At 32.5% G+C, this 20,462-nt stretch carries 21 protein-coding genes; 10 read left to right on the top strand and 11 right to left on the bottom strand.

Translation table 11 applies throughout. The features are described from left to right. The first annotated feature begins 98 nt into the window (after window positions 1-98). Together AC3QL1_RS20535 and AC3QL1_RS20530 are read left to right on the top strand one after the other, a co-directional pair. Window positions 99-1,031 (top strand): CPBP family intramembrane glutamic endopeptidase, encoded by a 933-nt coding sequence (locus AC3QL1_RS20535; protein WP_492493989.1) that lies wholly within the window; start codon window positions 99-101, stop codon window positions 1,029-1,031. Window positions 1,032-1,038: 7 nt separating this feature from the next. Further along, window positions 1,039-2,079: an AMP-binding protein gene (locus tag AC3QL1_RS20530; protein ID WP_492493988.1), complete on the top strand. Its 1,041-nt coding sequence runs from the start codon at window positions 1,039-1,041 to the stop codon at window positions 2,077-2,079. Window positions 2,080-2,196: 117 nt separating this feature from the next. On the opposite strand, the gene AC3QL1_RS20525 is transcribed toward AC3QL1_RS20530, so the two are convergent. From AC3QL1_RS20525 to AC3QL1_RS20515, 3 genes are all read right to left on the bottom strand, one after another. Next, the gene (locus AC3QL1_RS20525) at window positions 2,197-3,411 is read right to left on the bottom strand and encodes an RsmB/NOP family class I SAM-dependent RNA methyltransferase (RefSeq protein ID WP_492493987.1); all 1,215 of its coding nucleotides are present in this window, start codon (window positions 3,409-3,411) and stop codon (window positions 2,197-2,199) included. Between the two features lie 148 nt (window positions 3,412-3,559). Further along, window positions 3,560-5,524 carry a KUP/HAK/KT family potassium transporter gene (locus AC3QL1_RS20520; protein ID WP_492493986.1) on the bottom strand — a complete coding sequence of 655 codons (1,965 nt, stop codon included), beginning with the start codon at window positions 5,522-5,524 and terminating at the stop codon, window positions 3,560-3,562. Window positions 5,525-5,655: 131 nt separating this feature from the next. Further along, window positions 5,656-7,011, bottom strand: coding sequence for a hypothetical protein (locus AC3QL1_RS20515; RefSeq protein ID WP_492493985.1), 1,356 nt, complete (start codon window positions 7,009-7,011; stop codon window positions 5,656-5,658). Between the two features lie 121 nt (window positions 7,012-7,132). Here AC3QL1_RS20515 and AC3QL1_RS20510 point away from each other — a divergent pair, with 121 nt between their 5' ends. Continuing rightward, window positions 7,133-8,194 carry a WD40/YVTN/BNR-like repeat-containing protein gene (locus AC3QL1_RS20510; RefSeq protein ID WP_492493984.1) on the top strand — a complete coding sequence of 354 codons (1,062 nt, stop codon included), beginning with the start codon at window positions 7,133-7,135 and terminating at the stop codon, window positions 8,192-8,194. Between the two features lie 244 nt (window positions 8,195-8,438). Here the strand turns inward: AC3QL1_RS20510 and AC3QL1_RS20505 are convergent, their stop codons facing one another. From AC3QL1_RS20505 to AC3QL1_RS20485, 5 genes are all read right to left on the bottom strand, one after another. Next, window positions 8,439-8,894: a sensor of ECF-type sigma factor gene (locus AC3QL1_RS20505; protein ID WP_492493983.1), complete on the bottom strand. Its 456-nt coding sequence runs from the start codon at window positions 8,892-8,894 to the stop codon at window positions 8,439-8,441. A 13-nt stretch (window positions 8,895-8,907) separates the two neighbouring features. After that, on the bottom strand, window positions 8,908-9,324 hold the full coding sequence (locus AC3QL1_RS20500; RefSeq protein ID WP_492493982.1) for a hypothetical protein: 417 nt from the start codon (window positions 9,322-9,324) through the stop codon (window positions 8,908-8,910). 33 nt (window positions 9,325-9,357) lie between these two features. Continuing rightward, a complete protein-coding gene (locus tag AC3QL1_RS20495) occupies window positions 9,358-9,900 on the bottom strand; it encodes an RNA polymerase sigma factor (RefSeq protein ID WP_492493981.1) in 543 nt (180 codons plus the stop codon). Between the two features lie 67 nt (window positions 9,901-9,967). After that, window positions 9,968-11,128, bottom strand: a complete 1,161-nt coding sequence (locus tag AC3QL1_RS20490; RefSeq protein ID WP_492493980.1) for an SRPBCC family protein — start codon at window positions 11,126-11,128, stop codon at window positions 9,968-9,970. A gap of 188 nt (window positions 11,129-11,316) precedes the next feature. Continuing rightward, window positions 11,317-11,505 carry a hypothetical protein gene (locus AC3QL1_RS20485; RefSeq protein ID WP_492493979.1) on the bottom strand — a complete coding sequence of 63 codons (189 nt, stop codon included), beginning with the start codon at window positions 11,503-11,505 and terminating at the stop codon, window positions 11,317-11,319. Window positions 11,506-11,585: 80 nt separating this feature from the next. On the opposite strand from AC3QL1_RS20485, the gene AC3QL1_RS20480 reads away from it, so the two are divergent. Continuing rightward, window positions 11,586-11,969, top strand: a complete 384-nt coding sequence (locus tag AC3QL1_RS20480) for a pyrophosphohydrolase domain-containing protein (protein ID WP_492493978.1) — start codon at window positions 11,586-11,588, stop codon at window positions 11,967-11,969. Window positions 11,970-12,253: 284 nt separating this feature from the next. Here AC3QL1_RS20480 and AC3QL1_RS20475 read toward each other — a convergent pair whose 3' ends face one another. Then, complete coding sequence (locus AC3QL1_RS20475) at window positions 12,254-13,324, bottom strand: branched-chain amino acid aminotransferase (protein WP_492493977.1); 1,071 nt, start codon at window positions 13,322-13,324, stop codon at window positions 12,254-12,256. Window positions 13,325-13,630: 306 nt separating this feature from the next. Between AC3QL1_RS20475 and mnmC2 the strand changes: the two genes are divergently transcribed. After that, the gene (mnmC2, locus tag AC3QL1_RS20470; protein WP_492493976.1) at window positions 13,631-14,296 is read left to right on the top strand and encodes a tRNA (5-methylaminomethyl-2-thiouridine)(34)-methyltransferase MnmC2; all 666 of its coding nucleotides are present in this window, start codon (window positions 13,631-13,633) and stop codon (window positions 14,294-14,296) included. A gap of 166 nt (window positions 14,297-14,462) precedes the next feature. Then, a complete protein-coding gene (locus tag AC3QL1_RS20465) occupies window positions 14,463-14,660 on the top strand; it encodes a hypothetical protein (protein WP_115888694.1) in 198 nt (65 codons plus the stop codon). Between the two features lie 33 nt (window positions 14,661-14,693). On the opposite strand, the gene AC3QL1_RS20460 is transcribed toward AC3QL1_RS20465, so the two are convergent. Continuing rightward, the gene (locus AC3QL1_RS20460) at window positions 14,694-15,638 is read right to left on the bottom strand and encodes a LysR substrate-binding domain-containing protein (RefSeq protein WP_492493975.1); all 945 of its coding nucleotides are present in this window, start codon (window positions 15,636-15,638) and stop codon (window positions 14,694-14,696) included. A gap of 110 nt (window positions 15,639-15,748) precedes the next feature. Here AC3QL1_RS20460 and AC3QL1_RS20455 point away from each other — a divergent pair, with 110 nt between their 5' ends. The 4 genes from AC3QL1_RS20455 to can all read left to right on the top strand — a co-directional run bounded on the left by AC3QL1_RS20455 (window position 15,749) and on the right by can (window position 19,140). After that, the gene (locus AC3QL1_RS20455; protein WP_492493974.1) at window positions 15,749-16,228 is read left to right on the top strand and encodes a Dps family protein; all 480 of its coding nucleotides are present in this window, start codon (window positions 15,749-15,751) and stop codon (window positions 16,226-16,228) included. A 132-nt stretch (window positions 16,229-16,360) separates the two neighbouring features. Continuing rightward, entirely contained in the window at window positions 16,361-16,645 is a 285-nt protein-coding gene (locus tag AC3QL1_RS20450; protein WP_492493973.1) for a hypothetical protein, read from the top strand. An 82-nt stretch (window positions 16,646-16,727) separates the two neighbouring features. Next, complete coding sequence (locus tag AC3QL1_RS20445) at window positions 16,728-18,377, top strand: SulP family inorganic anion transporter (protein ID WP_492493972.1); 1,650 nt, start codon at window positions 16,728-16,730, stop codon at window positions 18,375-18,377. A 124-nt stretch (window positions 18,378-18,501) separates the two neighbouring features. Then, window positions 18,502-19,140 carry a carbonate dehydratase gene (gene can, locus AC3QL1_RS20440; RefSeq protein ID WP_042563110.1) on the top strand — a complete coding sequence of 213 codons (639 nt, stop codon included), beginning with the start codon at window positions 18,502-18,504 and terminating at the stop codon, window positions 19,138-19,140. A 47-nt stretch (window positions 19,141-19,187) separates the two neighbouring features. Here can and AC3QL1_RS20435 read toward each other — a convergent pair whose 3' ends face one another. Further along, window positions 19,188-20,390, bottom strand: coding sequence for an LETM1-related biofilm-associated protein (locus tag AC3QL1_RS20435; RefSeq protein WP_492493971.1), 1,203 nt, complete (start codon window positions 20,388-20,390; stop codon window positions 19,188-19,190). Window positions 20,391-20,462: the final 72 nt, after the last annotated feature.

Genomic DNA, 20,462 nt, shown 5'->3' with positions numbered 1-20,462 from the left:
CAAAAATAAGATTTACTTATTTATCATATATCTTTTTAAGGGAATAAATATTCCCTAACTTTAAGGATATTATTTCTCATTTTTTAAATTTTTAATATATGTTTTTAGAACAAGGAGTTAAACCCGAAAATAAATTTTGGAAATATCTTATTGGATCAATTATTATTATCACAGCATCATTTATCGGTCAAATTCCTTTTTCTGTAGCGGTACTTTATAAAAGCTTTGTCGATAAAGCAGTTTTCCCTACGGATAATGCTGAAGTGATGAAAATGTTTGAACCTAATATGACTTTGTTTTTGGTGATGATTTCTTTTGCTTTTGCCTTTGCAGGAATTTATTTTGTAGTGAAGTATCTTCATAATCAAACTCTTTTATCGATTACAACTTCCAGAGAGAAAATAGATTGGAACAGGGTTTTCTTTTCTTTCTTTTTATGGTCGATATTTTCGATATTAAGTTTTTTAGTTATTTATTTCAGGGCTCCTGAAAATTTTGTTTGGAATTTTAAATTAGTTCCCTTTCTGGTTTTAGTGGTTTTAGGTTCTATATTAATTCCCATACAAACCAGTACAGAAGAATATGTTTTTAGAGGTTATTTAATGCAGGGATTTGCCAATTTGGCTCACAACAAATGGTTTCCCTTATTGATGACTTCGCTAATTTTTGGATCGATGCATGTTTTCAATCCCGAAGTAGCAAAAATGGGTTACATCATTATGATTTATTATATAGGAACGGGTTTGTTTTTGGGCGTTCTGGCACTTATGGATGAGGGAATGGAATTGGCGTTAGGTTTTCATGCGGCTAATAATCTGGTTGGTGCATTATTGGTAACGTCAGATTGGTCTGTTTTTCAGACACATTCTATTTTTAAAGATTTATCGGAACCCTCTGCAGGTCTGGATGTGATCCTTCCTGTGGTGGTAATTTATCCTATTTTGCTTTTTATTTTTACGAAAAAATACAATTGGAAGAACTGGAAAGAAAAATTAACCGGGAAAATAAATATTTTAGAATCTTCAAATTAAAGAGTATATGTTACAGTTGACACATAAAAACGTTCATAATTATTTTAAAATAAACGGACATCATTTAACCGCACATGAGTTACGCGGAATAGGTTATGATTATATAAAAGAAGGCGATGCAAACGAGCAGGCAATAGGCGAGTTTTTGCTGGATTGGTTTGATGATAAAGATTATATCGAAATGAGAACTTCCGGAACTACAGGATTGCCCAAATTGGTAAAACTGAAAAAAGAAGCCATGATTCAATCTGCGCTGGCGACGGGAGATTTTTTTGAATTGGCGCCACGCGATAAAGCCTTGCTTTGTTTGCCGGTAAAGTTTATCGCAGGAAAAATGATGTTGGTTCGCAGTTTTATTTTGGGACTTGATTTGGATATTGTAGAACCAAGCACGCAGCCATTGGCTTTAAATACCACTAAATATGATTTTGTGGCCATGGTTCCGTTACAGGTTCAGAATTCAATTGATGCTTTAGAAAATGTGAAAAAATTAATTGTGGGCGGTGCAAAAATGGATTCTACTCTTGAAGAAAAAGTTTTGCCTTTAAAAACCGAAGTTTATGAAACCTACGGAATGACCGAAACAATTACACATATTGCGGCAAAAAGAGTAGGGGAAAAGGTGTTTACCGTTTTGCCAAATGTAAAAATTGCTCAGGATGATCGAGGATGTTTAGTGATTACAGTTCCTACTATTTCTGAAGAGCCAATTGTTACAAATGATTTGGCTGAAATAGTAAGAGAAAATCAATTTATGCTTTTAGGAAGAATTGACAATGTTATCAATAGTGGCGGGGTCAAATTAATTCCGGAACAGATTGAAGCTAAATTAATCGATAAAATCAGTAACCGATTTTTTGTGACGGGAATTCCGGATAGTGTTTTAGGCGAGAAATTAATTCTGGTTGTTGAAGGTGAAAAACAAGATTTTCCTACTGATTTTTTTGATGTTTTGGATAAATATGAAAGACCAAAAGAAATCGTTTTCGTTCCAAAATTCAAAGAAAACGAAAATGGAAAGTTATTGCGTAAGCCAAGCTTAATCTAAGAAAATTCCAATTTTCTAAAATTCCAAATTCCAATTTTTAGAATGAAAAATAAAAAATCCCAAATTCCAATTTTGTAGTTGGGATTTGGGATTTTTAAATTTGGAATTTTATTTTTTTTATTCTTTACGTTCTAACAACGCCATATAAAATCCATCAAAGCCAGATTCTGATGCCAGGATTTTGCGGTCTTTTACAAAATTAAATTGCTTTCCGATTTCAGTTTTCAGGAATTTCTCCACTTGTTCCTGATTTTCTGATGGTAAAACAGAACAAGTAGCGTACACTAATTTTCCGCCCGGTTTTACAATTTTAGAATAACTCTCTAAAACTTCCGACTGAACTTTACGAATATTATCGATAAATTCAGGTTGTAGTTTCCATTTTGCGTCAGGATTTCTTTTTAAAACTCCTAAACCGCTGCAAGGTGCATCAATTAAAACACGATCTGCTCTTTCGTGTAATTTTTTGATTACTTTTGTAGAGTCAATAATGCGGTATTCTATATTAAAAGCGCCATTTCTTTTGGCTCTTAATTTCAATTGTTTCAATTTACTTTCGTACAAATCCATTGCAATCAATTGTCCTTTATTTTCCATTAAGGAAGCAATATGCAATGTTTTTCCTCCGGCTCCGGCGCAAGTATCTACAACACGCATTCCAGGCTTTACATCAAGAAAACCTGCAACCAATTGTGAGTTGGCATCCTGAACCTCAAAAAGTCCTTGTTTAAAAGCATCTGTCAAAAACACATTAGCTCTTTCTTTTAAAACTAAAGCTTCCGGCTGATCTTTTAAATATTCTGTTTCAATATTCAAATCCATCAACGTGTTTCTTAAACTTTCTTTAGTTCCTTTAAGCGTATTGGTTCTTAAAATAACTTTTGCAGGCTGATTTTGAGCTGTAATCTCTTGAGACCAAACTTTTTCGCCTAATTCTTTTACACCCAATTCATCCATCCAGTCCGGAATAGATTCTTTGAATGCTCTCACTTTTGAAAGTTCGTCAAAACGTCCCTTTATTTTTCTTTCAGGTGTTCCTTCCAGTTGTCTCCAATCCGGAATTGGATAACCTCTTAAAACTGCCCAAACCGCGAACATTCTCCATAAATTGTCTCTGTCGTAAGGTTCTTTAACTTCGGCAATTTCAGCGTATAATCTTTTCCAACGAACAATTTCGTATATCGTTTCAGCAACAAACTTCCTGTCAGAACTTCCCCAACGTTTGTCTTTTTTTAAGGCTCTTGCTACCACTTTGTCTGCATATTCTCCTTCATTGAAAATAGCATTTAGGGAATCAATGGTAGTATAAACTAAATTTCTGTGTAATCTCATTTTAATTATTTGAGTTGCAAAGGTACTATTAATTGATTGAAAGTTAAATTTTTAATTCTAATTGTGATTTTTAACTTCCTTTAAAAGAAAAAAAACACTCTAATAAAGTTTTAAAAGAGTGCTTTCTGAATTTATTTTGGAATAACTTTTATTTTATAATTCTGGTTAATCCAATATTTTCCGGAGCGTGAAGCACCATTGGAAATTTTTCTATTTTTACAGAACTGCTGTCTAAACCAAAAGCTCTTTCTTCAGATAAACTTAGTTTTTTGATGAAGAAATAAGAGTTCATGATAATATTTTCGTGCCATCTTAAATCATTATCATTCGATAAAAACTTCTCAGATAAAACAAATTTAAAGTCACCAATAATATTGTTTTTGTTTAATGATTCGTAACGGCTGGTAATATCCACTTCACCATTTTTTACCATATCCCTGATTACTTCACGAAACATCAGGTTGATTTTTGTTGGCTCTCTAAAACCTAAATTAAAATCGACTCTGTAAATATCGTCTTTTGCAATTTCGGTTACTTTATATTGTGTTTTATATGGCTCAGTTAAAATATTTACATGTACAAACCAATAAATATCAGCTCTTTTAGGACGTTTTTGTAATATAGAATACATTACTTTTTGTTCTAATTCGTCTACACGGTTAGCATTTGTCATATAAACCAAGTGCGTTGCGTATTTTGGTATTGATAAGTCTTCGCTTAATTCCATTAACACCTTTTTGTAATCATCAATTTTGACAATTTTGGTGTAGTTTTTATTAATTTTCTTAGCAAGATACCAAATCGTCATAATCGAAATTAAAACAGCCGCAATGATCAAAGTAACATAACCGCCTTCTGTAAATTTGGTAACGTTAGCAATCAGGAAACTAAATTCAATCAATAAATAAATAGTAATTAACGGAACCATGAAATACAATTTAATACGTTTCATGATCAGGTAATAGTTCAGCAAAATAGTTGTCATGATCATACATAACACAATAGCCAAACCATACGCATGTTCCATATTGCTTGATTTTTCGAAGTGCAGAACGATTCCCACGCAACCAAAAAACAACAACCAGTTTATGGACGGAATATACAATTGACCTTTTACCTCGGTAGGATATTTGATTTTTACTTTTGGCCAGAAATTCAGTCGCATTGCCTCATTAATCAAAGTAAATGATCCGCTAATTAAAGCCTGAGAAGCAATTACTGCTGCTAAAGTTGCAATGATAATTCCGACTGGCTGAAACCAATCCGGCATTATTAAGTAAAATGGATTTCCGTTTTCTCCGCCTAAAGTCTGCAAAGTCTGTCCTTCATGGTGAATTAAATAAGCTGCCTGACCAAAGTAATTTAATACCAAAGTTAGTTTTACAAAAATCCAGCTTATTCTGATATTTTTTCTTCCGCAGTGTCCCATGTCTGAGTACAAAGCCTCAGCTCCGGTTGTACATAAAAATACTAATCCAAGAACGAAAAAACCTTCGGGATGAACTTGCAGTAAATGATACGCATAATAAGGATTAAGGGCTTTTATTACCTCAGGATGTTGTGAGATTTGTATCACTCCCAAAGTTCCCAGCATCGTAAACCAAATTAACATCATTGGTGCAAAAAACTTTCCAACTAATTTAGTTCCAAATTGTTGAATGGTAAACAGTACAAATAAAATTCCAATAACGATAGGAATTGTATTGATTTCAGGATAGTATGTTTTTATTCCTTCTACGGCTGACGAAACCGAGATGGGCGGCGTAATAATTCCATCGGCCAATAAGGCACTACCGCCAATGATTGCGGGCACAATGAGCCACTGAATTTTTGTTTTTTTGACTAATGCATATAGAGCGAAAATACCACCTTCCCCGTGATTATCAGCGCTTAATGTAATTAGTACGTATTTTATAGTAGTTTGTAACGTTAGGGTCCAAAACACACATGAAATACCTCCTAAAACGATATCCATACTAATAGCATGTTCGCCCAGTATGGCTTTCATTACATACAATGGAGAAGTACCAATATCTCCATAAATAATTCCTAATGTGATTAATAAACCTCCAATAGACAACTTACTGTGTAAGTTTTTATGCGCTGCGCTCATGTATATTTTGATAAAAGACGGTTGCAAATTTACTGTTTTAAAACAAATTAGCGGTAATTAAAATTAAAAAGATAAAAAAAAGCACAATCGTCAAATTGTGCTTTAATTTTTTATTAAGAAATAAGAATTTATTAACCTCTTCTTCCTCCGCCTCTTGAAGATGAACCAGAACCGCTTTCTCTCTGCGGTTGGCTGCTTCTTTGTTCCTGGCTTACTCTTGGAGACTCAGAACGTTGTGTGTTTTGAGGACTTTGAGCTCTTGATGTATTATTAGAACCAGATCTGTTACTGTCATAACTTCTTGTTGGCTGCGTTTGTTGTTGCGGCGATGAGCTTGCTCTGTTGGTATTCGATCTGTTTTCAGAATAGCTTCTCGTTGGCTGCGATTGTTGTTGTGGTGCAGTAACAGTAGAAGTTCTGTTTGTATTTGATCTGTTTTCAGAATAGCTTCTTGTTGGCTGCGATTGTTGTTGTGGCGCTGTAACAGTAGAAGTTCTGTTTGTATTTGATCTGTTTTCACTAGAATATCCTCTGTTAGATTCTGTTCTTTGTGTATTATCAACTCTCACAGGATTGTTTGGTCTTGCGGTATTATCTCTGTTTGAAGTTGCTCTTTCAGAATTATAACTTCTGTTTGTATTTGTTCTGTTTTCAGTATAATTTCTGTTATCTGTACCTGAAACCCTGCCAGAATTTGATCTGTTTGTGTTGTAATTGTTAGAACCTCTGTTTGATTCTCTGTTTGCAACACGTCTTTGATCTAACTCATAACGATTACTTACATTAGCATGTCTTTGAGAGAAACTATTGTTTGGACGCATTTTTTCGTAACCATAAGTACGTCTTGTTTGATAAATAGCAGGCGCTCTATAGCTTCTACGAGTATTTACGTAGTTGTAATGGTTGTTTACGTTAATATATACGTTAACATTATTTCTGTATCTGTAAACCGGATAAGGTGTCCATGCAGTATAATAAGTTGGATAGTAATTCCATCCCCAGGTTGAATAGTAAGGTCTGTAATTTGTTACCCAAAATGAAGTGTAAATTACTGGTGCTACACTATAAACAGGCTCATAAATGTAATTGTCTCCGTATAAATAGCTGTTACCAACCACCTGAACAACAACTTTATTAGAATTGTCTCTTTCAATATCTATAGTTGCAATATCCTGAAATACATCACGATCCAACACAGCCTGAATAATTACAACGTGCGTTCTGTCTTCTACAGATTCTATCACACGTAAATAATCAACCTCATTATCGCCATTTAAGTCAAGATTTGATATTTGATATTTCGGATCATTCAATCTTCTTTCAAAATCCTGAAGATTGTCTGAGTCCCCAAACATCGAAGCAACTGCTCTAAGGTCTAAGTTATCGCTTATATCTGAATTTTTGGCATAAACAGTAGTTTGGCTTTGTGCTGCACAAGATCCAAAAACTATTGCTATCATTGCTATTAGTAGTAGTTTCGTTTTCATGATAAATCATATTAAAGATTAATATTGTTGGATATCCAATTACTGTGCCAGAAAAAATAATGAAACCTCTTTTATATGTTATAATTAATTGTATTTTAGCAATAAAAAAAATCTAATCTCTATGAAAAAAGTAATTTTATTTTGCACTGTATTTGTCTTGATAGTGTCTTTTAAAACGCTGAATTACAATGAACAACAAGCTATGTTTGGTGGTTTTACTTCAGTGCAGATAGATACTTTATTTAAGGATAAGATTAGTATTCGAGCCATCATGATTGATAAAAATAAAGTGTGGTACGGAGGTGATAATTCCCGTTTTGGCTATTATGATTTAGATAAAGGCGAAAAATTTGAAGAACATATATACCGAGATACGTTAAAGTTAGAGTTTAGAAGCATCGCTCAGACTTCTTCAAATATCTATTTATTGAGTGTGGCGAACCCGGCGTTGCTTTATCAGGTTTCTAAAAAAACACAAAAAGTAAAACTCGTTTATAAAGAAATTAATCAAAAAGTGTTTTACGATAGTATGCAATTTTGGAATGATAAAGAAGGAATTGCTATTGGTGATCCTACCGAAGATACATTTTCTGTAATTGTTACTCGCGACGGTGGTGAAACATGGACAAAATTATTATCAGATAAATTGCCTACAAATTCAAAAGGAGAAGCCGCTTTTGCTGCCAGTAATTCGAATATTGTAATTAATGGAAATGATACCTGGTTAGTTTCAGGCGGAACAAAAGCACGTGTTTTTTATTCTCCGGATAAAGCAAAAACATGGAAAGTAATTGAAACTCCAATTGTTCAAGGTAAACCAATGGCGGGTATTTTTACAGCCGATTTTTACGATTCTAAACACGGATTTATTGCCGGAGGAGATTATGAACTTCCAAACAAAAAAGTAAATAATAAAGCTTTTACTATCGATGGAGGATTAACCTGGACTTTAATAGGTCAGGATTTGGGTTTTGGATACGCGTCTTGCATACAATATGTTCCGGGTGGAAATGGTAGAGAAATTATTTGTGTTGGTTCAGAAGGAATACAATACTCTCAAAATGGCGGCGAAAACTGGATGCAATTATCTACTGATTCTTCCCTTTTTACAATTCGTTTTGTCAATAGAAATACTGCGATCGCAGCAGGTTTTAATAAAGTAATAAGACTTAGATTTAAATAATAATTTTACCGCAAAGCAAGCTAAGATTTTTAATTAGTATGTTTAAAATGAAAGTTCGCAAAGCTAAATCAATACAAAGCTTTGCGAACTTTTTATTTACAAAAAAGCAGTTACATAAAAAACTTTGCGTGCTTTGCGGTTAAATCGTACTTCGAATACTGTTTAAATAAAATAACAAGACCCCTAAATAATAAAGTAAGTATTATTATATAGGGGCCTTGTCGCTGTTGTTTCTTTTGTAATCTTAATTTTTTCCGGCTTTATCCCGATATTGTTTTAGCAATTTTCGGTTAAAATCATCTTCAGATTTTTTAAGCTTCAATATTTTTTTTGCAGAAAGAATTTTTTTAAGATTCGCCGTATATTTTTCACGCAAAAGATATAACTCCTTATCTGTACTTTCTATTTGTGCCAATAACGCTGATGCTTCTTTTTCAGATAGAGAATTTATATTATCATCATCTAATCTTTTCAAATACGTTTTCATTTTCTCATGACGCAATTCAAATTGTTTGTCATCGTAAGCGTTATATATCGGCCAGAATTTTTCAGCTTCTGTTGAAGTCAATTCAAGTTCTGTCGTTAAAAAAGAGACTTTATAAGCTTTAATTTTTTCCCGTTTTTCATCTTTATCACCTTGTGCATAAAATGAAAAGCTTACTAAAAATAATAGTATCGGCAGTATATTTTTGATTTTCATCTTTTAAGTTTTTTTATTCTGAAATTAAATTTTCAATATTTGGATTTGATGATAAAATATCTTCCAGCGTTTCCTGTTCAAGCGCAACACTTTTGTTTAATTTATCTATATCTTTTGTATCCAATTCTTTAATTAAATCATATTGATTCAAATTCGACTGATACGACAAATAAGTTTCAAGAGTTGCCTCGTCAAGTTCTTTTGAAGTATTATTGTAATTATTTACTATCGGAATCATGAATGCTATAAATACAACGGCTGCAGCAAGCATAGCAAGAACATTTTTACGTTTGTAAATCGGAATTACTTTTACCTCTTTTGTTTCGTTAATTTGCTGTAAAACTTTTGTCGAAAAAGCATCAAAATAATGATCCGGAGTTTTAAATCCAGTTGTTATTTTCGGTTCGTTTTCTAATTTAAATGTTTTCATAATGTCTATAAGATATGTTTTATAACAAAAGGTTTAATTTGACGTAACATATAATTCAATTTTTTTCACCGCATGATGATAAGATGCTTTCAATGCGCCAACAGAAGTTCCCAGAATTTCTGCAATTTCTTCGTATTTCAATTCCTGAAAATATTTCATTTTAAAGACCAATTGCTGTTTTTCCGGCAATGTTACAATGGCCTTTTGAAGTTTAATCTGAATTTCATCTCCGTCAAAATAAGTATCGGCTTTTAAATTGTCGATTGTTTTATTCTGTAAAGCTTCAGATGTTATTCCGTTTAATTTTGCTTTCTGGCTCAAAAAAGTCAAGGCTTCATTAGTCGCAATGCGATACATCCAGGAAAAAAGCTTGCTTTCTCCTTTAAAATTCTTTAGATACTGAAATACTTTCACAAAAGTGTTTTGCAAAACATCATCGGCATCATCATGATTCAAAACAATATTTCGAATATGAGAATATAGCGGTTTTTGATAATCAGACAGGAGTTTTTGAAACGCTGTATTTTGCGTTTTAGGATCTAATAATTGTGCTATAAATTCCTTCTCGTTTGTCAAGCTTTATCATTTATCTTGTTAGAATGAATTTAAAACAAAAGGTTTAATCTGCCTTTTACTTTTTTTCTTAGAATTCAGATTGTTCTTCTTCTTTTGCCGGTGGAGGCGTAGTTGTAGCAGGTTTCTGCTGAACCGGTGTCTGAGGCTGAGTTGTTTGAGTAGGAGTTGTTTGAGGTTCTTGGTAAACAGGCGCTTCAACCGGAACTACTTTTGGTTTTGTTGGAAAATAAATTTCAGTCACCAATTTCGACGGACTTTTTGTATCTAATTTACTAACCGTTAAAATTTCAAGATGAGACCAGGCCAATTCAGGAACAATTTTTTGGTTGTTGATATAAGCTCTCGTTTTTGTAATTGCTTCATTAGTATGCGAATAATCACCCGTTAAAGTTGTTTTTACGGCTTCAAAACCATTTAGTTTGCCGGCCAGAATATCACTTCCTGCGCTTGTAGTAATTTCTTTATTGATTGGTAAACAAATCGAGATTTTTGCCAGTCCGTTTGCAGTGTCGTATGTATGATAGATTATAAACGGTTTTCCGTTAGCATTCAATCCGTTTGTTTCACTAAAATGAATCAATTTCGGAATTACAACACGTGCATTTTTATTTACTTTAGAAATTTCGCTTGTAAAAGTTTGTTTGATATAAGGTGTTTCCGTCTTCTTAACAACACCATTTACTTTTACTGTAAAAGTTTTGGTTTCGAAATCTAAGTTTTTGTCAATGTTGGCAAGGCTTTTTTCGTAAATAGTTCCAATTACATTATCAGATCCGCCGTTTAAAGCCGTATAGACTTTAAATAAAAAACTCATTGTTCCTTTGGCTTTCCAGGTTACGACTGTTTTTCCAGCCAAAGTATCTTTAAATGTCCAGTTGATATCAGCTTCTGTACCATCAAATTTCATTTTTTGTTCGATACTTTCGCCTTCTTTTGTTTTAACTGTAACGGCATTTCCTTTACCTTCAACACCTTCCCATGAGTAAGAAGCGCCGTTTCCAATTGTTTTATTTGGATAATAGCTTTTCATGGTCGGATCTTCAACAGACCACGATTGAAAATCTTCATAATTTCTAAAATCATTTACGTAGTTGTAAACTGTATTTCGCGGTGAATTGATCACTTTGCTTCTCTCGATAGAAAAAATTCCTTTTTGAGTAGCAACAAATACTGTAAGGGCAACTAAGGTTAGTAACGATAATAGAAATAGATATTTTAAGATCTTCATTGTGCAGGTTATTTGGTTCGTAAAGTTATAAATTTTATTGCTAGTCTCGCGAATAGCACAAAAAATAAAACAGTACTTTTTAGTTATCTTATCAACAAAAATGTATAAACAGAACGTATTTAATGAGATTTAAGTATAAATATCAAGTTACTGTTTTAGATTTTTAAATATAGAAATAAATTCCGGAATTACCTTTTAAAAAAGAACTTGATAACAAATAATATAGCAATAAAAAGTAAGAAAGTTATTAAAACCTTATAATTTCCTTTGTAAAAAATTTTGTGCAGTGCAAGATCTTTTCGGTAGGCAAAAATCATTACGATTACAAATGCGATAAAAAAACAGACTGCGAATATTAATTGTCCCTGACTAAACATAATTGAAATTATTTTTGGCAAATTTAGAGAATTGTATACGAATAGTTGCTAATTTGGTACTCCATTAATTAAATAAAGTCATGAAGAAACAAATAGACGCAGTAAAAGAATTTCATACTGCTTTTAAAATAGGTCATAGCGAAACGCCAATTGCAGATGTAGGGGAAACCAAAAAGTACCTTCGTTATAATTTGATGAAAGAAGAAAACGAAGAATATCTTGATGCAGTGCAAAAAAATGATTTGGTCGAAATTGCTGATGCTCTTGGAGATATGATGTATATTTTATGCGGAACTATTATTGAACATGGTTTGCAGGATAAAATTGAAGCTGTTTTTGATGAAATTCAGCGCAGTAATATGAGTAAATTAGGCGACGACGGTCAGCCCATTTACAGAGAAGACGGAAAAGTAATGAAAGGCCCGAATTATTTTAAGCCTGATTTTTCAAAATTATTAGAGTAAAATTATTAAAAAGGTTTTACTATAGAGAAGGAAAAATTTACCACAGAAAACACGAAGATTTTATCTGATAGTACTTTATAACACAAAGTTCGTAAAGCTGGATTCTAGACAAAGCTTTGTGAACTTTGTGCTTTATAAAACTTAGTATGTTTAAAAAAAACTTTGCGTTCTCTGTGGTAAAATTAATCTGGTGCATAAAAATATTTTGCACTAAGTAGTTATAATAAATAGAAAACCCGACAACTATTAAGCTGTCGGGTTTTTATATTTAAACTATCTTTTGGTTACTGCACTTTTACAGTCCATCCAAAAGTATCTTCAGAAAGTTTGTTTTGAAGATTTGTTAATTTTTCTTTTAATAAAGAAGCATACGAATTTTCAACCGGAGTCATTTCATAATAAACATCCTGATAAGAGAATCCTTTAATAACGCTGATTACCGCAGCAGTTCCGGCACCAAAAATTTCTTTTAAAGTTCCGTTTTTAGCAGCTTCAACTAATTCAGATACAATAACCGGACGAACTTGTACATCCAATCCTTCTTTTTCTGCCATAGCAATCAAACTTTTTCTGGTAATACCATCTAAAATTCTCTCGCTTGTTGGAGCAGTTAATAAAGTATCGTTAATTCTAAAGAAAACGTTCATTGTTCCCGCTTCTTCCAGTTTTGTATGCGTTGCATCATCTGTCCAGATTACTTGTTGAAAGCCATCTTTGTTTGCTAAATTAGTTGGGTAAAACTGTGCAGCATAGTTTCCTGCAGCTTTTGCAGCACCAATTCCGCCATTTGCAGCTCTACTATAATGTTCAGCAATGATTACTTTTACTTCTCCGCCATAGTAAGATTTTGCAGGAGAAAGTAAAATCATAAATTTATATTCGTCAGAAGGGTTTGCGATAACGCCGGGACCTGTTGCGATCATAAAAGGACGGATGTACATACTGCTTCCGTTTCCTCGTTGAATCCATTCCTGATCGATTTTCAATAATTCATTTAAACCTTCCATGAAAATATCTTCCGGAACTTCAGGCATTGCCATACGAACAGCAGAATTGTTGAAACGTTTGTAGTTTTCATCAGGTCTGAACAACCAAACATCATTGTTTTCATCCTTATAAGCTTTCATACCTTCAAAAATCGCTTGTCCGTAATGGAAGACTTTTGAAGAAGGATCCATTAAAATTGGAGCATAAGGTTTAATGACTGGATTTTGCCACTCTCCATTTTTAAAATCACATTCAAATAAATGGTCTGTAAAAACAGCACCAAAGCTTAAGTTTTCAAAGTCTACTGCGCTTATTTTAGACGAAGTAGCTTTTCTGATTTCAATTTTGCTTGTTTGAGTTGTACTCATAGTAATGTGTGTTTTATGTAATTATCATCTCAATAAAATAATTTTAAAGTAATGATTTGGTGTTAAATAAGTTTTATTGAATGCAAAATTAAGGAAAATTATACAATTTACTTGGTAAAACTGCATTAATTCCCGTGTTTAATTGAGATTTATTTATCTTATAATAAACAGAAAAAAAATACTTAGTTTTATAAAGATTTTATGAAAAAACAATCGAATTTTAAGGCTTTACGCATTTGTTTTGAGTAATTTTGACTACTAAAATGCGTTCAAATAAATAAAAATCCTATTGATAATTCTAAAAAAGTGGAAAGAGAAATAATTAAAACGCTAGATGGTTCAACGACAATTCATTTGAAAGAATGGGATGAATGTTACCATTCAAAACACGGTGCAATTCAGGAAGCAAAACATGTATTTATAAAAAACGGACTTTCTTTATTTGAAGATAAACCCGTTTCAATTCTTGAAATTGGTTTTGGAACAGGTCTGAATGCGTTTATTACTTTTTTGGAATCGACTGAAAAAAAACAGAAAATTGATTATGTTGGAGTAGAGGCCTATCCTGTAGGCGCTAAGGAAGTTTTAGAAATGAATTATGTCGCCGAACTTGCCGCATTGAAATTTGACAACATTTTTAAAGAAATGCATAAATCGGAATGGAATAAGAAAAACGAAATTTGCCCTGATTTCTTCTTAACTAAAAGAAAACAATTTTTTGATGAAATTGATGATTTTGAAATTTTTGATTTGATTTACTTTGACGCCTTTGGATATCGCGTGCAACCGGAGCTTTGGAGTACCGAAATTTTTCAAAAAATGTACGACAGTTTAAAACCTAATGGAGTTTTGGTTACTTATGCAGCTCGCGGAGTTGTTAAAAGAAGCATGATTTCTGTAGGATTTAAGGTTGAAAAATTAGCGGGACCGCCGGGAAAACGGGAAATGTTTAGAGCTGTTAAAGGTGCTTAGATGAGTTATTTAGAATAATTCTATATTGATTTATATATACTAAGAAAACGTATTCGTTGATAAAATTTTTAAAAAAAATAGTTAAAAAGAGTCTTTATATGTGATATTTGTTTAAATTTGGTGCGAGTTTAGAAATAAAGATAACCCCCAAAAATCTTATTTTATTATGTCAAAAATGATGTTTGATTACACGAAATCAATACTTGAGAGAGTTAGTTTCGATCCGGTACTTTTCTGCAAAGAGTTAGAAAAAGCTATCAAAACCCTGTTACCATACGAAATGGAACAATTGCAAGAATGGTTATTAAATTTCATTATTGAAAAACCAGAATTAAAGCCTAGTTTACTACTAATCAAAGTATAAAAAAAAGGAGCCAATTTGGCTCCTTTTTTATTTCTATTTCTTTTGATGTAGCGGACTAATGATTTGAACATTCTGAAAAACAATTGCTCCTTTTACAACACCGGCAATTGTAGATCTGATGGCGTCAATGATTTGCATTTTTAATTCGCTCTTCGGGTAAATTAAACTTACCTCACGGGCAGGTTTTGGTTCCTTAAAATTTCGTAGTTTCAGCTTATCGGAATCTTTTAAATCAAGCGTGTGCAAGTACGGAAGTAGCGTTGTACCCAAACCTTCGTCGGCTAATTTTATTAGGGTTTCAAAACTTCCGCTTTGAATCTGAAAATTATTCTGGTCGATATCAGTACCATTTTTACATAAATTCAAAATTCCGTCTCTAAAACAATGTCCGTCCTGCAAAAGCAGAATTTCATTTATATTCAAATCAGCGATTTCGATTTCTTCTTTTTGAAAATTTACATGCTGTTCCGGTATATAAGCAACAAACGGTTCAAAATACAAAACAATCTCTTTTATCTTTTCGTCCTCAAGCGGTGTGGCAGCAATTGCAGCGTCGAGATGACCATTTTTTAGTTTAACAATAATTTCATCTGTATTTAATTCCTCAATTAACAGTTTAACTTTTGGATATTTTTTAATGAAATTATTCAAAAACATTGGTAAAAGCGTTGGCATAATGGTCGGAATAATTCCTAAACGAAATTCTCCGCCAATAAACCCTTTTTGCTGTTCTACAATATCTTTAATTCTGTCCGCTTCGTTTACAATGTTTTTGGCCTGATTAACAATCTTTTGACCTATATCTGTAAGTTGGATTGGTTTTTTTGTTCTGTCGAAAATTAAAATATTCAATTCTTCTTCAATTTTCTGAATCTGCATGCTTAAAGTGGGTTGAGTCACGAAACATTTTTCTGCAGCAAGCGTAAAATTTTTATGTTCGGCTACGGCTAATACATATTGTAATTGAGTTATCGTCATTGTGATAGTAAATTTTGATACAAAAATAAGAAAATATAATTTTTTTTTATACTTTTTTTAAACAAGTTCAATTAAATTTGTAGTAAGTTACTGTAAAAAATAAAAAAAACATGAAAACAAATATTTTAGGCCTGCCTGTAAAAGAATCAGAATTATTAGTAAAAGAGCTAAACGTTTTATTATCAAACTTTCAGGTATATTATCAAAACTTAAGAGGAATTCATTGGAATATCAGAGGAAAACGTTTCTTTGATCTGCATGTAAAATTTGAAGAATTATACACAGATTCACAATTAAAAATCGATATGATCGCAGAAAGAGTTTTAACCATTGGCGGAACTCCGTTACATACTTTCGAAGATTATATCAAAAACAACAAATTAACTGTTGGTAAAAATATTTCAAATGATGAAAAAGCAGTTCAGCTAATCGTTCATTCACTATCTGATTTGTTAAAAATCGAAAGAGAAATTCTTAATCAGGCAGCAGAAATTAATGACGAAGGAACAAATTCTATGATGAGTGACTTTATCGCAGAACAGGAAAAAACAATCTGGATGATGAATGCATGGCTTGAAGAAGAGTTGTAAAAAGCTATTTATAAACAAATTAGAAACAGAATGGTTAATTAAACATCATTCTGTTTTTTATTTTTGTTAAATTTCTATAAAATTTTTTAGTTATCGCTTTGATTTTATTTGTTTAACGCTATTTTTGCCGCAATGAAATTAGTCGCTCGCATATTATTATTCATATTTATTGCTTTCCTGGCAACACCAACTATTGTTACGGTGATTAAGAAAAGCAGTGATACGTCTATATTCTTCAGTTTCTCTGAAGAAGAGCATTCTCATAAAGAACTTAAAGCGGCAGTTTATCCGCCAATACTTCATCACGAGGTATTGATTTCTTACTACGTTGAGAAAAAAACTATAGTTTCTGAAAATATTGTCAAACTGGATAATATTTCACCAAGCATATTTGCACCCCCTCCAAACTTGTCATAATACTTCCGATTGTTTAAAAGCAGCTGTATTTACCGTAAATACTGCAGATCTTTAATGTATCAATTTTTAGTATTGTATTATTATGACAAAAAAAATTAATCTTTTTGCCAACCTTAAGTCTGACTTTGCATCAGGTTTAGTGGTTTTTTTGGTGGCGCTTCCATTGTGTTTAGGTATTGCAATGGCTTCAGGAGCTCCTTTATTTTCTGGAATTATCGCAGGTGTTATTGGTGGTATTGTGGTTGGATATCTAAGCCAGTCGCATATTAGTGTATCTGGTCCCGCAGCTGGTTTAACAGCTATTATTTTAACCGCAATCACTGATTTAGGTGCCTTTGATGTGTTTTTAATGTCTGTTTTTATTGCTGGATTAATTCAATTAGCATTAGGATTTTTAAAAGCCGGAAGTATTTCAAATTATTTTCCAACAAATGTTATCGAAGGAATGCTGGCCGGTATTGGTATCATTATCATTCTGAAACAATTGCCGCACGCTTTTGGTTATGATGCTGATTTTGAAGGAGATCAGGCATTTATTCAAAATGATGGAAGCAATTCATTTTCATTCTTATTCGATATAATTAATCATATTCAGTTAGGAGCGGTAGTAATTTCATTAGTATCGTTTATAATCTTGATTGCCTGGGAAAAAGTTCCTTTTTTAAAGCGATTAAAATTAGTTCCGGGTGCTCTTATTGCCGTTATTTTGGGAGTAGTTCTAAACGAAATTTTTATTGCAACCGCAAGCCCATTAGCAATTGCAAAAGAACATTTGGTTTCTTTACCCGTACCAAAATCTTTTGATGAATTTAAATCGATCATTATTACACCCAATTTTAGTGCGGTAACAAATCCTCAGGTTTGGGTTGTGGCGATTACGATTGCTATTGTTGCTTCTATCGAAACATTATTATGTATAGAAGCTTCAGACAGAATGGACGTTCAAAAACGTTATACTGATACCAATGTTGAGCTTAGAGCTCAGGGAGTTGGTAATATTGTAAGTTCACTTTTAGGAGGTTTGCCAATGACATCTGTTGTAGTTAGATCTTCTGCGAATAATAATGCAGGAGCAAAATCTAAAATGTCGGCCATTATTCACGGTATACTTTTATTAGTAAGTGTTTTGGCAATTCCGGCACTGTTAAACAAAATTCCGTTGGCAACTCTGGCAACTGTTTTGATTTTAGTGGGATATAAATTGGCAAAACCGGCAACATTTTTACATTTCTGGGAAAAAGGAAAATATCAGTTTGTGCCTTTTATTGCGACTTTAGTATTTGTTGTAGCAACAGATTTACTTAAAGGTGTGGCTTTGGGAATCATCATCAGTATTATTTTTGTATTGAGAGGAAACCTGAAAAGAGCTTACAGTTTCAAAAAAGAAGAGTATGAAGACGGAGATGTTATCCATATAGATTTGGCGCAGGAGGTTTCATTTTTGAATAAAGCCGCAATCAAATTAACCTTGAGTGAAATTCCGGAAAACTCAAAAGTAATCATCAATGCACATGATACAGAATATATTGCGCATGATGTGCTGGATTTAATTCGTGAGTTTAAAGAAACGCGTGCGATTGATGAAAACATTAAGGTAAAACTTAAAGGGTTCAAAAAAGCGTATGATTTAGAAAATACGCCGGATAATAATAACCACGTTTCGATAGAACATTATTACGATGTTGCAAAAAGAGCGCTGGTTAAGAAAGAAGTTACAAAAGAAGAATTTTAAAACAATTACATAAATTTTAGGTATTTCTAAAGTGAAGAAGTATCAGAATTTAGGTAACTTTACAACAAAAGTCCTTATTGATATTTTTACACGTTAAAAATACCACTATAAATAATAATAAATTATGAGAGAATTTTATCAAAAATTATTAGACAACAACAAAGAGTGGGTTGAAAAGTCATTAGCATTAGACCCAAATTATTTCGCAGATTTAGCAAAAGGACAAACTCCGCCATTATTATGGATTGGATGTTCTGACAGCCGTGTTCCTGCAAATGAAATTATTGGTGCTAAACCGGGTGAAGTTTTTGTTCACAGGAATATTGCCAATATGGTTGTGCATTCAGATATGAATATGCTAAGCGTTTTGGATTATGCAGTAAACGTTTTAAAAGTAAAACACGTAATTGTTTGCGGACATTATGGTTGTGGTGGTGTAAAAGCTGCAATGGGAAATATGTCTGTTGGAATTATCGACAACTGGATTCGCCATATTAAAGATGAATACCGTTTGCATGATAAATACTTAAATTCAATTGAAGATGAAACGGAACGTTTTAATGCTTTTGTTGAAATTAACGCTAAAGAACAAGTTTATAACTTAGCAAAAACATCCATTGTACAGGGTGCCTGGAAAAATGGTCAGGATTTAATGCTTCACGGATGGGTTTACGGTTTAAATTCTGGTTTTGTAACCGATTTAAATGTAAACATCGCTTCGAATGATGAATTAGATGAAGTTTATCAGTTGAGTAATTTGTAAGATCAAGAATATATAAATAAAAAATCGCCTCAAAAGGGCGATTTTTTTTATTCGTTTTCGTCTAGATTTTCATTAAAAGCCGATGGCAGCATCGTTGGAATAAACTTAATTAAAATGGGTAATAATAAACTTCCGCCGGGAAGTAAAAATATAGTGAGTGACGGAATCGTTTTGCAAATATCCAAAAGCTGTTTTTTTACTTTTTTCTTTTCTTTTGCATCCAGATCTCTAGTTGTAGAATAAGCCAGCAGCACCATTAATTCTTTACTCTGAACAATTTCCTTAACCAGTCTGTTTTTATTTCTTACAATCAGTTTTACAACCGTATGCGTCATTTGATCATAAAAATGTTTCACCGGATTTGAATAATTAAAATACGGAATTTTATGTTTATGAGTCGTAATAAAATCATGCGTTGTATCGATACTTTGGGTAACAAAATCATCAGAAACACGCATCATCGATCCTAACGAATATAGAAAATAAGCTTCTTCGTTTTCGACAACACCATCGCTCCACAAAGCCATTCCGGCCATATCGATCAAATAATACTGCTCCAATTTATTACTGAAATAATCCAATTGCAAAGTTTCTAAAGTATCAACAGTAACTTTTGAAAATTTTGAATAGCGAATAGAAGCTTCAAAAAGTTTAATCAGTAAATCGTCGTGCTGTGATTTGGATGTTTTTGTTTTTAATGCTAAACCAACAATACCCAAAACCGTTTCTTCAATTCGTTTTAAATATTTTTCAGGAATTTCGCCATGTTGCAGATATTGTCTAAAAGCCAAAACATCAATAAACAACAAAGCATTGGTTACCAGATGCGAAAAGTTTTTACTAATAATACTGTCATTAGTCTGAACTCTTTCATCAATAATATTTTCTAAAGAATGGGAAGGCGTATCTTTTGGAAGTAAAATTTTAAATAAATTAAAACCTTCCGGATTCATTTTTTTATAAAACTTTAAAACTTCAGCAATAAAAATCTTCGGTTCTGAATTTCTTTTTTCCAGACAAAAAACACCATATAAAGTATTTAGTAAGGCAATTTTAGAAATTTCGGTTTTAAACCAGCCTTTTATCGGAATAGGAATTTGGGAATCAATCGAAATAATATGCCCGTAGATAAAGCCAGTTTCTCTAACTTTATAGTAAAAAGAATCTACAGTCTCAAAAGGAATTGCTTCTGAAAACTTTTGTTCGCTAAAAAATTTATCGATCCAGCCTGATGCCGATGGGTTAATCATTATTAACTTTGGTTTGAGGCTACAAAGCTATATCTTTTTCTTGTGGTATGTTTAAAATTTAAATGAAATAAC

The organism is Flavobacterium sp. GW823-FHT04A11 (assembly GCF_058796535.1).
This window is presented reverse-complemented; position numbering and strand designations above follow the sequence as displayed.